This is a genomic window from Streptomyces sp. NPDC005374, from assembly GCF_042872225.1.
Lineage (GTDB): Bacteria > Actinomycetota > Actinomycetes > Streptomycetales > Streptomycetaceae > Streptomyces.
The window spans coordinates 12,976-25,501 of the sequence record NZ_JBIAKA010000023.1 but is presented as its reverse complement, the minus strand read 5'-3'; the positions used below and the strand labels follow the sequence as shown (position 1 = coordinate 25,501).

16 protein-coding genes and 1 tRNA gene are annotated in these 12,526 nt (G+C 67.7%); 11 read left to right on the top strand and 6 right to left on the bottom strand.

All coding sequences use genetic code 11. The features are described from left to right. Nucleotides 1-6: 6 nt before the first annotated feature. The 6 genes from ACFYRX_RS41100 (at nt 7) to ACFYRX_RS41075 (ending at nt 4,504) form a co-directional block, all read left to right on the top strand. On the top strand, nt 7-609 hold the full coding sequence (locus ACFYRX_RS41100) for a DUF2017 domain-containing protein (protein ID WP_389111789.1): 603 nt from the start codon (nt 7-9) through the stop codon (nt 607-609). Between the two features lie 330 nt (nt 610-939). Beyond that, nucleotides 940-2,424, top strand: coding sequence for an amino acid permease (locus ACFYRX_RS41095; RefSeq protein ID WP_389111787.1), 1,485 nt, complete (start codon nt 940-942; stop codon nt 2,422-2,424). 158 nt (nt 2,425-2,582) lie between these two features. Next, nucleotides 2,583-3,005, top strand: coding sequence for a Mov34/MPN/PAD-1 family protein (locus ACFYRX_RS41090; RefSeq protein WP_389111785.1), 423 nt, complete (start codon nt 2,583-2,585; stop codon nt 3,003-3,005). Between the two features lie 79 nt (nt 3,006-3,084). After that, nucleotides 3,085-3,180, top strand: a complete 96-nt coding sequence (locus ACFYRX_RS41085; protein WP_020940333.1) for a putative leader peptide — start codon at nt 3,085-3,087, stop codon at nt 3,178-3,180. 88 nt (nt 3,181-3,268) lie between these two features. Further along, nucleotides 3,269-3,547, top strand: a complete 279-nt coding sequence (locus ACFYRX_RS41080) for a MoaD/ThiS family protein (RefSeq protein ID WP_389111783.1) — start codon at nt 3,269-3,271, stop codon at nt 3,545-3,547. A 6-nt stretch (nt 3,548-3,553) separates the two neighbouring features. Continuing rightward, entirely contained in the window at nt 3,554-4,504 is a 951-nt protein-coding gene (locus ACFYRX_RS41075; protein ID WP_389111782.1) for a PLP-dependent cysteine synthase family protein, read from the top strand. 7 nt (nt 4,505-4,511) lie between these two features. Here the strand turns inward: ACFYRX_RS41075 and ACFYRX_RS41070 are convergent, their stop codons facing one another. Continuing rightward, nucleotides 4,512-4,961 carry a type II toxin-antitoxin system PemK/MazF family toxin gene (locus tag ACFYRX_RS41070; RefSeq protein WP_389111780.1) on the bottom strand — a complete coding sequence of 150 codons (450 nt, stop codon included), beginning with the start codon at nt 4,959-4,961 and terminating at the stop codon, nt 4,512-4,514. A gap of 233 nt (nt 4,962-5,194) precedes the next feature. Between ACFYRX_RS41070 and ACFYRX_RS41065 the strand changes: the two genes are divergently transcribed. Next, nucleotides 5,195-5,947, top strand: a complete 753-nt coding sequence (locus ACFYRX_RS41065) for an MBL fold metallo-hydrolase (RefSeq protein WP_389111779.1) — start codon at nt 5,195-5,197, stop codon at nt 5,945-5,947. A gap of 72 nt (nt 5,948-6,019) precedes the next feature. On the opposite strand, the gene ACFYRX_RS41060 is transcribed toward ACFYRX_RS41065, so the two are convergent. Then, nucleotides 6,020-7,273 (bottom strand): PTS transporter subunit EIIC, encoded by a 1,254-nt coding sequence (locus tag ACFYRX_RS41060; RefSeq protein ID WP_389111777.1) that lies wholly within the window; start codon nt 7,271-7,273, stop codon nt 6,020-6,022. Nucleotides 7,274-7,383: 110 nt separating this feature from the next. Continuing rightward, nucleotides 7,384-8,688 (bottom strand): PTS transporter subunit EIIC, encoded by a 1,305-nt coding sequence (locus ACFYRX_RS41055; RefSeq protein ID WP_389111775.1) that lies wholly within the window; start codon nt 8,686-8,688, stop codon nt 7,384-7,386. 127 nt (nt 8,689-8,815) lie between these two features. Between ACFYRX_RS41055 and ACFYRX_RS41050 the strand changes: the two genes are divergently transcribed. From ACFYRX_RS41050 to rdgB, 4 genes are all read left to right on the top strand, one after another. Beyond that, nucleotides 8,816-9,049, top strand: a complete 234-nt coding sequence (locus tag ACFYRX_RS41050) for a PTS glucose/sucrose transporter subunit IIB (RefSeq protein WP_328747801.1) — start codon at nt 8,816-8,818, stop codon at nt 9,047-9,049. A 78-nt stretch (nt 9,050-9,127) separates the two neighbouring features. Next, a complete protein-coding gene (rph, locus tag ACFYRX_RS41045; protein WP_389111773.1) occupies nt 9,128-9,865 on the top strand; it encodes a ribonuclease PH in 738 nt (245 codons plus the stop codon). A gap of 144 nt (nt 9,866-10,009) precedes the next feature. Further along, the gene (locus ACFYRX_RS41040; protein WP_389111772.1) at nt 10,010-10,417 is read left to right on the top strand and encodes a hypothetical protein; all 408 of its coding nucleotides are present in this window, start codon (nt 10,010-10,012) and stop codon (nt 10,415-10,417) included. 23 nt (nt 10,418-10,440) lie between these two features. Then, nucleotides 10,441-11,043 (top strand): RdgB/HAM1 family non-canonical purine NTP pyrophosphatase, encoded by a 603-nt coding sequence (gene rdgB / locus ACFYRX_RS41035; RefSeq protein ID WP_389111770.1) that lies wholly within the window; start codon nt 10,441-10,443, stop codon nt 11,041-11,043. 50 nt (nt 11,044-11,093) lie between these two features. Here the strand turns inward: rdgB and ACFYRX_RS41030 are convergent. The 3 genes from ACFYRX_RS41030 to ACFYRX_RS41020 form a co-directional block, all read right to left on the bottom strand. Beyond that, nucleotides 11,094-11,180, bottom strand: a tRNA-Leu gene (locus ACFYRX_RS41030). Beyond that, complete coding sequence (locus ACFYRX_RS41025; protein ID WP_389111768.1) at nt 11,146-11,856, bottom strand: HNH endonuclease; 711 nt, start codon at nt 11,854-11,856, stop codon at nt 11,146-11,148. Before ACFYRX_RS41025 ends, ACFYRX_RS41030 begins: the two co-directional genes overlap by 35 nt. Further along, on the bottom strand, nt 11,853-12,506 hold the full coding sequence (locus tag ACFYRX_RS41020) for an HNH endonuclease (RefSeq protein ID WP_389111766.1): 654 nt from the start codon (nt 12,504-12,506) through the stop codon (nt 11,853-11,855). Before ACFYRX_RS41020 ends, ACFYRX_RS41025 begins: the two co-directional genes overlap by 4 nt. Nucleotides 12,507-12,526 lie beyond the last annotated feature (20 nt).

Below are 12,526 nucleotides of genomic sequence, written 5' to 3'. Positions count from 1 at the left end.
CCACTGATGCCCGGACACTTTGAACCGCTCCCCGGCGGCGGCGCGGCCGTCGCCCTCGACGATGTCGAGATCTCCATCATCCGGTCGCTGGCGGTCCAGCTCCTGGAGCTCATCGGGCCCGGCCCCGCCGAGGACGCCCCCGACGACCCGCTCGCCGAGCTCTTCGCGGAGGGGCCGAGCGAACCGCCGTCCGACCCCGTGCTGCGGCGCCTGTTCCCGGACGCCTACATCGATCCCGAGGGCACCCCGCAGGCCAAGGAGGCCGAGGAACAGCGGGAGCACTCCGCGGAGTTCCGCCGCTTCACCGAGAACGACCTGCGCGCCGGCAAGCGCGAGAGCGCCCTCGTGGTGATCCGCTCCCTGGACGCGCTGCACGCCGTCGGCGAGGGCGGGGCGGTCCTCAAGCTGTCCACCGCGGAGTCCCAGAAGTGGCTCGGCGCGCTCAACGACCTGCGCCTCGCGATCGGTTCGCGCCTCGACATCACCGACGAGGAGGACACCGACCTCCTGTACCGGCTGCCGGACGAGGACCCGCGCAAGCCCATGGTGATGGCGTACCTCTGGCTGGGCGGCCTCCAGGAGACCCTCGTGACCACCCTCATGCCGTGAGATATGCCGTGAGATGCGACGGTTCCTCCTTCGCTCAGAGAGCGCTCAAATCGGGATAACGATCACGTCACCGCGCTGACGGCTTTCGCGTCGCCCGGCTGCCGTTTGTCCGCTTCTACCTGTGTCCTGTGCCACATCCCGGCCGGGTGATCAACGGTACGGCCGTGATAGATCTTCACGACCGCCCAGCCGACACCACCCGCATGTCCGGCCGGGTGCGCCACTGAGCCGACGACCGTCGGCCGCGAGCGCGACTCCATCATCCGGGGGGATCGAAACCGGTCCGAGGCCGACGAGAGGCCCGGTCCGGCATGGAGAAAGGCATCACACATGACCTCCGCTCAGGTCGACACAGGCTCGAGCTCAGGCCCGGGTTCGGGCTCCGGCTCCGGCTCGGGTTCGGGCTCCGGCTCGGAGAAGGCCTCCGAAGAGGGATACGAGCGCGGACTCGGCAGCCGCCAGGTCCAGATGATCGCGATCGGCGGCGCCATCGGCGTCGGCCTCTTCCTCAACGCCGGTGCGAACATCGCCAAGGCGGGACCGAGCCTCATCCTGATGTACGCCGTCGCCGGCGTGATCATCTTCTTCATCATGCGGGCCCTCGGCGAGCTGCTGCTCTACCGCCCGGTCTCCGGTTCCTTCGCGGAGTACTCCCGCGAATTCCTCGGCCCGTTCTTCGGCTACTTCACCGGCTGGACGTACTGGCTGCTGTGGGTCGTCACCGGCATGGCGGAACTCACCGCCGCCGCGATCTACATCAACTACTGGTTCCCGGGCATCCCGCAGTGGGTCTCCGCGCTGACCTTCCTCATAGTCCTGTTCGTCGCCAACCTCATCTCGGTGAAGCTGTTCGGCGAGATCGAGTTCTGGTTCTCGATGATCAAGGTCACCGCCCTCATCGGCATGATCGTGATCGGCCTCGGCGTCCTCACCTTCGGCTTCAGCGCCGCCGGTGACACCGCCGCCGTCTCCAACCTCTGGGCCTTCGACGGCTTCTTCCCCAAGGGCATCGGCTCGTCCCTGATGACCCTGCAGGGAGTGATGTTCGCCTACCTCGCCGTCGAACTCGTCGGCGTCACGGCCGGCGAGTCCGAGAACCCCGAGAAGACCCTCCCCAAGGCGATCAACACCCTGCCCTGGCGCATCGGTCTCTTCTACGTCGGCGCGCTCACCGTCATCCTGTGCGTGGTCAAGTGGACCGAGTTCGCGCCCGGCGTCAGCCCCTTCGTCAAGGCCTTCGCCGTGATCGGCATCCCCGCGGGCGCCGGCATCGTCAACTTCGTCGTCCTCACCGCGGCCCTGTCCTCCTGCAACTCCGGCATGTACTCCACGGGCCGCATGCTGCGCACCCTCGCCGACAGCGGGGAGGCGCCGAAGGCCTTCAACAAGCTCTCGGTGACCCGCACCCCGGCGCTGGCCATCACGGTCTCCGTGTTCTTCATGGGCATCGGCGTGGTCCTGAACTACGTCGTGCCGGACAAGGCCTTCGAGTACGTCGTCTCGGTCGCGACCGCGGCGGGCATCTGGACCTGGCTGATGATCCTGATCAGCCATGTGCGCTACCGGCGCGAGGTCGTCGCGGGACGTCTGCCGGCGTCCTCGTTCCCGGCGCCCGGTGGTTCGGTCGGCAGCTGGATCGCCATCGTGTTCCTGCTCTTCGTGACCTGCCTGATCGCCTACGACGAGGACTCGCGGGTGTGCCTGTACGTGATGGCGGGATGGGCGGCGGCGCTCGGTGTCGGCTGGGCCGTGCTGAAGTCTCGTGACCCGGGGATCGCCTCGCGGCCTGAGCCGGAGTCCGAGAAGGTCGGATAGGTCGTATTTCGGCTGCGGGGCGGTGGGGGCTGGTCGCGCCCACGCGGCGGAGCCGCAAGTTGATACAGCCCCGCGCCCCTGTAGGTGAGTGTCCGGCATGTGGGCTGCTCCGTACCGTTCCTCGGTATGGGGTGGCCCTCCTGCTTATCCTTTCCGGCATGCTGACCATCACCCAGGCCCTCGTCGACCAGATCGTCGCGCACGCGCGCAAGGACCACCCCGACGAGGCGTGCGGAGTCGTCGCGGGCCCGGCGGGGACGGACCGGCCCGAGCGCTTCGTCCCCATGCTCAACGCCGCCATGTCGCCGACGTTCTACGAGTTCGACTCCGGCGACCTGCTCAGGCTCTACCGCGAGATGGACGATCGCGACGAGGAACCGGTGGTCATCTACCACTCCCACACCGCGACCGAGGCCCACCCCTCCAGGACCGACATCTCCTACGCCAACGAGCCCGGCGCCCACTACGTCCTGGTGTCCACGGCGGACACCGACGGCCTCGGAGACTTCCAGTTCCGCTCGTTCCGGATCGTGGAGGGCGAGGTCACGGAGGAGGAGGTCACGGTCGTAACGGCCTACTGATCTCGCGATCCGGTCAGAATCCATCCAGCATGCGAGATCACACTCCGGGACCCCGACCGGGAATCGATACGATGAGCCCATGGTTCTGAACGACGTGAGCGAGAAGACGCCGGGCATCCTGCTCGTGGCGCGGCTGCACGTCGACCTGTGCAGGCTGAACAGCGCCATCTGTTGACATTCCCTGCCGCCGTACGGCCGTGAGCCGCGGCGCGCCTCGCCGTGCGCCCACCGACCAGAACACTTCCCGACAGGAGCCCGCCACCATGGCCATCGAGGTCCGCATCCCGACCATCCTCCGCACCTACACCGACGGCCAGAAGGCGGTGGAGGGCAACGGGACCACCCTCGCCGAGCTCTTCGCCGACCTCGAGACCCGGCACGCGGGCGTCCAGGCCCGCATCGTGGACGGCGGCGAACTGCGCCGCTTCATCAACGTCTACCTGAACGACGAGGACGTCCGCTTCCTCGACGGCATCAACACCAAGCTCACCGACGGCGACAACGTCACGATCCTGCCGGCCGTGGCCGGCGGCATGGCCTGATCGTCGATGCGTTACGACTCCCCGCTGGCCGCGGTGGGCAACACCCCCCTGGTGCGCCTGCCGCGGCTCTCGCCGTCCGCCGACGTCCGCGTCTGGGCGAAGCTGGAGGACCGCAACCCCACCGGCTCGGTCAAGGACCGCCCCGCCCTGCACATGATCGAGCAGGCGGAGAAGGACGGCCGTCTCACGCCCGGCTGCACCATCCTGGAGCCCACCTCCGGCAACACCGGCATCTCACTCGCCATGGCGGCCAAGCTCAAGGGCTACCGCATGGTCTGCGTGATGCCCGAGAACACCTCCCAGGAACGCCGCGAGCTGCTCGGCATGTGGGGCGCCGAGATCATCCCGTCCCCCGCCGCGGGCGGCTCCAACACCGCCGTACGGGTCGCCAAGGAGCTCTCCGCCGAGCATCCCGACTGGGTGATGCTCTACCAGTACGGCAACCCGGACAACGCCGGCGCCCACTACGCGACCACCGGCCCGGAGATCCTCGCCGACCTCCCCTCCATCACCCACTTCGTCGCCGGCCTCGGCACCACCGGCACGCTGATGGGTGTCGGCCGCTACCTCCGCGAGCACAAGCCGGACGTCAAGATCGTCGCCGCCGAGCCGCGCTACGACGACCTGGTGTACGGGCTCAGGAACCTCGACGAAGGCTTCGTGCCGGAGCTGTACGACGCCTCCGTCCTCACCACCCGCTTCTCGGTCGGCTCCGCCGACGCGGTCACCCGCACCCGTGAACTCCTCCAGCAGGAGGGCATCTTCGCGGGCGTCTCCACGGGCGCCGCCCTGCACGCGGCGATCGGCGTCGGCAACAAGGCGGTGAAGGCGGGGGAGTCCGCCGACATCGCCTTCGTCGTGGCCGACGGCGGCTGGAAGTACCTGTCGACGGGCGTCTACACGGCGGCGACGACAGAGGAAGCGATCGAGACCCTGCAGGGCCAGCTCTGGGCCTGACCTTCCGCTAGGTCGCCAGGTGACGGACCTGGTCCCACAGGACCGGGTCCACCACCCCCGCCTTCCGCCGGAAGTCCCCCACCGGCACCTCGCGCAGCTCGTCCGTCTCCAGGAAGCTCGCGCGCCCCTGCGCGTCACCCACCGAACCCGGTGGCAGCGGGATCACCCCGGCCCGTTCGTCGTGGTACTTGCTGGTGATCTTCGCGACCCTCGCCCGCCCGCCGCGCACCGCGAGCACCAGACAGGGCCGGTCCTTACCGCCCGGACCGTCCTCGAACGGCACGCTCGCCCACCAGATCTCCGCCGGCCGCGGCCGCGGTCCCGGGCGCCCGGCCGGCCGAGTGGTGCGGTCCGCACGCCCCCGGGGCCGATGCCCCCGTCCCCACCCGTCCACGAGCGTGGCGACCAGGGCGAGCAGTACCACCGCCGCGAGCGCGAGCCACCAGGACGTGTCCATGAGGACGACGTTACCGGCGCGCGATCAGCGTCGCGCGCCCTCTGTGCAAGCCGTAAGCGCGCTCACACTCCCCACCCGCCCCCGGTCCAGCCGAACCGGTGACACCACAGGTGAGTTCGCCCACAACAGCCCTGGGCGGAGGAGCGACCGGAGGTTTTGCGCCTTACGCTCGACGGACCGCACGACCCCCGTTCCCATCCCAGAAAAGTCCCGCCAGCGGAGGTTTCTGTTTTATGAAGCTCACCGTCGTCGGCTGCTCGGGGTCGTTCCCGTCCGCGGAATCGGCCTGCTCGAGCTACCTCGTCGAGGCCGACGGCTTCCGGTTGCTTCTCGACATGGGCAATGGTGCCCTTGGCGAGCTGCAGCGCCACTGCGGTCTCTACGACCTCGACGCGATCTTCCTCAGCCATCTGCACGCCGACCACTGCATCGACATGTGCGCGTACTTCGTCGCGCGCTACTACCGCCACGACGGCGGCCGCTGCGACCCCATCCCGGTCTACGGCCCCGAAGGCACCGAACACCGCCTGACCACGGCCTACGCCGACACTCCCACCGCCTCCTCCATGAGCGAGGTCTTCGACTTCCACACGGTCAAGCCGTCCACCTTCGACGTCGGCCCGTTCACGGTCCACACGGAGCGAGTGGCCCACCCCGTGGAGGCGTACGGCATCCGCGTCGAGCACGGCGGGAAGTCCCTGACCTACTCCGGCGACACCGGCCTGAGCCCCGCCCTGACCGAACTCGCCCGCGACACCGACCTGTTCCTGTGCGAGGCGGCCTTCACGCACGGCAAGGAGAACATCCCCGACCTGCACCTCAACGGCCGCGAGGCGGGTGAGACGGCGACCCGGGCAGGCGCCCGCCGCCTCGTCCTCACCCACATCCCCCCGTGGACCGACCCCCAGGTCAACCTCGCCGACGCCCGCGCGGTGTTCGACGGCCCGGTGTCCCTGGCGACGCCGAGACAGTCGTACGACATCTAGCCCGACGGCACGACGAAGGCCCCCGGAGAGGTTCAGGACTCCGGGGGCCTTCGTCCTGCTTCGAGCCGTGACTCACGCCTTCGTGAGGTCCTCGATCTCCTCCTCGGGCTCACGGCCCGGGGTGGGGAGGTTCCACTTGACGATGGCGAAGCGGAAGACGGAGTAGTAGATCGCCGCGAACACCAGGCCGATGGGGATGATCAGCCAGGGCTTGGTGGCGAGGTTCCAGTTGATCGCGTAGTCGATGAAGCCCGCGGAGAAGTTGAAGCCGTCGTGGACTCCAAGCCCCCAGGTGACGGCCATGGACACGGCTGTCAGCACCGCGTGGATCACATAGAGGATCGGGGCGATGAACATGAACGAGAACTCGATCGGCTCGGTCACACCCGTCACGAAGGAAGTCAGCGCGAGGGAGACCATCATGCCGGTCACAGCCTTGCGACGTTCCGGGCGAGCGGTGTGCGCGATGGCCATCGCGGCGGCAGGCAGACCGAACATCATGATCGGGAAGAAGCCGGACATGAACATTCCGGCGCTCGGGTCGCCGGCCAGGAAGCGGCCGTAGTCGCCGTGGACGACCACGCCCGCGGCGTCCTTGAAGTCACCGAGCTGGAACCACGCCACCGTGTTCACGAACTGGTGCATGCCGATGGGGATCAGCGCTCGGTTGATGAGACCGAAGAGAGCGGCACCGAACGAGCCCAGCCCGGTCATCCACTCGCCGAAGTTGCTGATGCCCTCACCGATCGGCTCCCAGACCAGCCCGAAGAAGACACCGACGACGATGCCGACGAACGCCATGATGATCGGCACGAGCCGACGGCCGTTGAAGAAGCCAAGCCAGTCCACCAGCTTCGTGCGATGGAACCTCTGCCAGAGGACCGCCGAGAGCAGACCCATGATGATGCCGCCGAGAACACCGGGGTTGTTGTAGGTCGCGGCTATGTCCGCGCCCTTCTGGATCTTCGCCTCGGTGACCGGGAAAGCCTCAAGGACCTTGCTGTAGACCAGGAAGCCGACCAGCGCGGCAAGGGCGGTCGAGCCGTCGGACTTCTTGGCGAAGCCGATGGCGACACCTATACAGAAGAGCAGCGGGAGGCTTCCGGTGATGGCGCCGCCTGCCTTGTCGAAGACCGAGGCGACCTTGTCCCAGCCGAGGCCGTCGGCCCCGAACACATCCGGCTGGCCGAGCCGGACGATCAGCCCCGCCGCCGGCAACACGGCGATGGGCAACTGCAGGCTGCGGCCGACCTTCTGCAGGCCTTGGAAAAGACCGGATCCCCGCTTCTTCGCGGGTGCGGCCGCCGTCTCGGTGGCGGTGCTCATACGTCCTCCATCGGGTGGTGGTCTACACCACTCAGTGGTGTAGACCTGTTGTACACGATGGGGCCGTTATAAGGAACCCGTCAGTTCCGCAACCGGAGAGCTACGCCCTGTCAGGCCTTCGTGACGTCCTCGCGCTCCTCCTCCGGCTCCCTCCCCGGCGTCTTGAGATCGAACCTCGTGATCGCGAACCGGAAGATCACGTAGTACACGACCGCGAAGACCAGGCCGATCGGGATGATCGCCCACGGTCTCGTCGCGAGGTTCCAGTTGATGACGTAGTCGATGAGCCCGGCCGAGAAACTGAACCCGTCGTGCACCCCGAGACCCCACGTCACCGCCATCGACACACCCGTCAGCACCGCGTGCACCGCGTACAGCAGCGGCGCGATGAACAGGAACGAGTACTCGATCGGCTCGGTGATCCCCGTGACGAACGAGGTCAGGGCCACCGACAGCATCAGACCGCCGACCTCCTTGCGCCGGGCCGGCTTCGCGCAGTGCGTGATCGCCAACGCCGCCGCGGGCAGCGCGAACATCATGATCGGGAAGAACCCCGAGGTGAACTGCCCCGCGTTCGGATCACCCGCCAGGAACATGTTGATGTCCCCGTGCACCTGCGAACCGTCCGCCTTCGTGAACGTCCCGAACTGGAACCAGATGGGCACGTTCAGGAACTGGTGCAGCCCGATCACCAGCAACGCCCGGTTCGCGACACCGAACAGCCCCGCACCCCAGGCCCCCGCATCGCTCAGCCAGTCGCTGAAGTTCTCGAGCCCGTCACCGATCGGCGGCCACACCCACAGACACAGCGCCGCGAACACGATCGCGACGAACGCCATGACGATCGGCACGAGCCGACGGCCGTTGAAGAAACCGAGCCAGTCCACCAGCTTGGTGCGGTGGTAGCGCGCCCAGAAGAACGCCGTCAGCAACCCCATGACGATGCCGCCGAAAACCCCCGGATTCTGGTACGTGAACGCCACGACCGTGTGATCGACCGTCGCCTGGCACCCGATGTTCGGCACGGCCTTCGCCCCGCCCGGACAGTCCTCCGGAAACTGACGCAACACCATGTAGTAGACGAGGAACCCGGCCACGGCCGCCAGCGCGGTCGACCCGTCCGACTTCTTCGCCATGCCGATCGCCACACCGACACAGAACAGCAGCGGCAACCCCAGCGACCCGTCGAGCAACGCCCCGCCCGCACCCACCATCACCTTCGAGACGTTCGTCCACCCCAGCCCGTCGTCCCCGAACACGTCCGGCTGGCCGAGCCGGTTGAGGATGCCCGCGGCCGGCAGTACGGCGATGGGCAGTTGCAGACTGCGGCCCATCTTCTGGAGCCCCCCGAACGCCGACTGCCACCGCCGGCGCGCGGGAGAGATCTCGGCCTCGGCACGTGAGGGCTGGCTCATGAGTTGGCTACCGCCTGTCAGGTGGTGTAGACCAGTCACGGACGATTGGGTTGCTGTGACGTCATCTTTCGGTACGTACGGCGCAATCGCTCACGAAGCTGGGCCAACTGTGCGTGAGGAGACCGACATGGCCACCAAGGCAGAGAAAATCGTCGCCGGACTCGGCGGCATCGAGAACATCGAAGAGGTCGAGGGCTGCATCACGCGCCTGCGCACCGAAGTCGTCGACGCCAGCAAGGTCGACGAAGCCGCCCTCAAGGCCGCCGGCGCCCACGGCGTCGTCAAGATGGGCACCGCCATCCAAGTCGTCATCGGCACCGACGCCGACCCCATCGCGGCGGAGATCGAAGACCTGATGTGAACCACCCGCTCACGCGAAAAGGGCCCCTTTCCCATGACGGGAGGGGCCCTTACCCCTGGTGCGGATAGGCTCAGCGCCATGTCTCGAATCGACGGCCGCACCCCCGAACAACTCCGCCCGGTCACCATCGAACGCGGCTGGAGCAAGCACGCCGAGGGCTCCGTCCTCGTCTCCTTCGGCGACACGAAGGTCTTCTGCACCGCCTCCGTCACCGAAGGCGTCCCGCGCTGGCGCAAAGGCAGCGGCGAGGGCTGGGTCACCGCCGAGTACTCCATGCTGCCCCGCGCCACCAACACCCGCGGCGACCGCGAATCAGTCCGCGGCAGGATCGGCGGCCGCACCCACGAGATCAGCCGCCTCATCGGCCGCTCCCTGCGCGCGGTCATCGACTACAAGGCACTCGGCGAGAACACCATCGTCCTCGACTGCGACGTCCTCCAGGCCGACGGCGGCACCCGCACCGCCGCCATCACCGGCGCGTATGTGGCGTTGGCGGACGCCGTCTCCTGGGCCCAGGGCAAGAAGCTGATCAGGGCGGGCCGCCAGCCCCTGACCGGCACGGTCTCGGCCGTCTCGGTCGGCATCGTCGGCGGAGTCCCCCTCCTCGACCTCCGCTACGAAGAGGACGTCAAGGCCGACACCGACATGAACGTCGTCTGCACCGGCGACGGCCGCTTCGTCGAGGTCCAGGGCACCGCCGAGGCCGAACCCTTCGCCCGCGACGAACTCAACACCCTCCTCGACCTCGCCGTGTCGGGCTGCACCGAACTCGCCGCCCTCCAGACCAAGGCACTTGATACGGTCCTCGAAAGGTAAAGAGAACGCCAAGGAACCCGGTGGCGGCGCGCAACCCCACCGACCCACCCGGCGTCTTCGGAAGTACGGGCGCCTGCTGTGCACAGCAGGCGCCCGGCCAACAACGGGGGCCTGTGAGGCCTGCCCACAGGAGGGAACAGATCCATGGCCGCGAGCCGACGCCGCCGCAGCAGCCGTATCACCACCATCGCCGCCGCCGTGGCCGCCGTCGCACTGACGGCCGGCCTCACCACCGGCTGCGACGCGGTTAGCAAGGCACTCGACTGTGTCCAGACCGCCGACGCCATCGCCGACAGCGTCACCGATCTCCAACAAGCCGTCGAGAACGCCTCCAGCGACCCCACCCAGCTGGACAAGTCCCTCGACGCCATCGACAAGAACCTCGACGAGATCGGCGACAAGACGGACAACACCGACGTCAACAAGGCCGTCGACAACCTCGGCGACGCGGTCACCAACGTCCGCACGGCCGTGGACAAGGGCGACACCACCCCCGACCTCAGCCCCATCACCGACGCCGCAGGGGAACTGACGAAGGTCTGCACCCCCTGACCCGGACTTGGATACTGGTCGACATGACCCGCCTGATCCTCGCCACCCGCAACACCGGCAAAATCACCGAACTCCACGCCATCCTCGCCGACGCAGGCCTGCCCCACGACCTCGTCGGCGCGGACGCGTACCCCGACATCCCCGACGTCAAGGAAACCGGCGTCACCTTCGCCGAGAACGCCCTCCTCAAAGCCCACGCCCTCGCCCAGGCAACAGGACTCCCCGCCATCGCCGACGACTCCGGCCTCTGCGTCGACGTCCTCAACGGCGCACCCGGCATCTTCTCCGCCCGCTGGGCCGGCACCCACGGAGACGACAAAGCCAACCTGGCCCTGCTCCTCGCCCAACTCTCCGACATCGCCGACGAACACCGCGGCGCCCACTTCGCCTGCGCGGCGGCACTCGCCTTGCCGGACGGCACGGAGCGAGTGGTCGAGGGCCAACTCCGAGGCACCCTCCGCCACACCCCGACCGGCACCAACGGCTTCGGCTACGACCCCATCCTCCAGCCCGAGGGCGACACCCGCACCTGTGCCGAGCTGACGGCGACGGAGAAGAACGCGATCAGCCACCGAGGGAAGGCGTTCCGAGGGTTGGTACCGGTGGTGCGGGAGCTGTTGGGCTGAGACAGCACCGAAAATGGCCTGCGAATCGATTTCGATTCGCAGGCCATTCTTGGTGCGGCGGAAGGGATTCGAACCCTCAAGCCCGATCAAGGGCCACAGATCCTAAGTCTGCTGCGTCGCCACTGCGCCACCGCCGCTTGCCTCCCGTATGGTACCGGGCGACACCTGGCGGATTCGGCCTCCCCTGCACCACGTACTCGTGATCGCGTGACAGTTGGGACACAGCAGTCGCAGATTCTCGCGTCGGTTGTCGCGCCAGTCGCCGTTGATGTGGTCGACCTCCAGCGTCATGGGTTTACCCAGCCACTCGGGACCGATCCCGCACTCGGAGCACTCCTCAGGTACGCCGATTTCGCGGAGCGCCCGCCGTAGTGGTGCGGTCCTCGTCCGGTGTGTGTCGTCACGCAGAACCAGAATCTCTTCCGCCTTCCTGGCCATTGTCGGGCGGGTCTTTCCCCGCTGGTGGGCCTGCCCCAAGAAGTGGTGGGTTATGAGGCGCTCCTCGACGACCCACTGACGTAGCAGTGCGCGTTGCCTGCCGTTGTCCGGCCGCCCGAGGCGGCGGAGCGTCTCTGCGATGGAAGTCGATTCCGCGACGGCAGCGCGCAATTCGCTGGACGCGGGCCGGGCTCTCCTGCCCCGAGGAGTGAAATGCGAGATGTCGATGTCGAAGCCAGAGAAGCGCCTGATGAGGTAGCGGCGAAGCGTGGCGTATGGACGCGTGCCGAGGAAGACGATGACCTCGTCGATGTCCGAACACTGTGCGGCAGCTTCAGCGAGTCGCTCGCGGGTGTAGTGCACGCCACTGCTCACGATGCTCCGCCCTTGGAGCGCCCCTTGCCGCGCCCGCGGTAACTATCCGTAGTCGAGTGGCAGTTGGGGCATAGGAAGCGAAGGTTTTCGATGCGGTTGTCCCGCCAGTTGCCGTCGACATGGTCTACCTCAAGCGGGAGCGGACGACCTCGCCACATCGCTTCCGTACCGCAGAGGGCGCACTGCTCTGGCATGCCCAGGGTCGTCATAGCCCACTTGAGACGGTCGCTATGGATGCGTCGGGCGCGCGCGGGCTGCTGATTGACGAGCAATCCTTCGGGTGTGCGAGGGCGCCGCATCTCGCCGCGTCGGGACGGCACCTGGAAGTGCGAGGTGTCGATGCCATACCTCTTGATCCGGCTACTGATGTGCGTGTGGTGACCGCCGACCACCTCAAGCCCAAGGTGGCGCAGGACTTCGCACATGTTCGTCGACACCGCGACCGCTGCTTGGAGGATGTCCTTCGTCCACCGGACCCCCTCCCGCTCGAAGTGCGACGTATCCACTCCCAGCTTCTTCAGGCGTTCCCGGATGTAGTGCCGCGTCGAACTCCGCGGATCCACCCCCAACCGCCCCAACGCCTCCGACAACGTCCGAGCCCCCCGAGCCGCCTCTTCCAGCCGCTCCTTGGTGTACGCGCTTGCCCCCATCGGACCCCCTCCGTTCCCGG

Bases quoted from the DNA above. Each gene is read 5' to 3' on its own strand.
- ACFYRX_RS41055 (WP_389111775.1), bottom strand. From the start codon at position 8,688: ATGAGCCAGCCCTCACGTGCCGAGGCCGAGATCTCTCCCGCGCGCCGG.
- ACFYRX_RS41020 (WP_389111766.1), bottom strand. From the start codon at position 12,506: ATGGGGGCAAGCGCGTACACCAAGGAGCGGCTGGAAGAGGCGGCTCGG.
- ACFYRX_RS41100 (WP_389111789.1), top strand. From the start codon at position 7: ATGCCCGGACACTTTGAACCGCTCCCCGGCGGCGGCGCGGCCGTCGCC.
- ACFYRX_RS41085 (WP_020940333.1), top strand. From the start codon at position 3,085: ATGGTTCTGAACGACGTGAGCGAGAAGACGCCGGGCATCCTGCTCGTG.
- ACFYRX_RS41070 (WP_389111780.1), bottom strand. From the start codon at position 4,961: ATGGACACGTCCTGGTGGCTCGCGCTCGCGGCGGTGGTACTGCTCGCC.
- rdgB (WP_389111770.1), top strand. From the start codon at position 10,441: ATGACCCGCCTGATCCTCGCCACCCGCAACACCGGCAAAATCACCGAA.
- rph (WP_389111773.1), top strand. From the start codon at position 9,128: ATGTCTCGAATCGACGGCCGCACCCCCGAACAACTCCGCCCGGTCACC.
- ACFYRX_RS41080 (WP_389111783.1), top strand. From the start codon at position 3,269: ATGGCCATCGAGGTCCGCATCCCGACCATCCTCCGCACCTACACCGAC.
- ACFYRX_RS41095 (WP_389111787.1), top strand. From the start codon at position 940: ATGACCTCCGCTCAGGTCGACACAGGCTCGAGCTCAGGCCCGGGTTCG.
- ACFYRX_RS41050 (WP_328747801.1), top strand. From the start codon at position 8,816: ATGGCCACCAAGGCAGAGAAAATCGTCGCCGGACTCGGCGGCATCGAG.
- ACFYRX_RS41075 (WP_389111782.1), top strand. From the start codon at position 3,554: ATGCGTTACGACTCCCCGCTGGCCGCGGTGGGCAACACCCCCCTGGTG.
- ACFYRX_RS41040 (WP_389111772.1), top strand. From the start codon at position 10,010: ATGGCCGCGAGCCGACGCCGCCGCAGCAGCCGTATCACCACCATCGCC.
- ACFYRX_RS41090 (WP_389111785.1), top strand. From the start codon at position 2,583: ATGCTGACCATCACCCAGGCCCTCGTCGACCAGATCGTCGCGCACGCG.
- ACFYRX_RS41060 (WP_389111777.1), bottom strand. From the start codon at position 7,273: ATGAGCACCGCCACCGAGACGGCGGCCGCACCCGCGAAGAAGCGGGGA.
- ACFYRX_RS41065 (WP_389111779.1), top strand. From the start codon at position 5,195: ATGAAGCTCACCGTCGTCGGCTGCTCGGGGTCGTTCCCGTCCGCGGAA.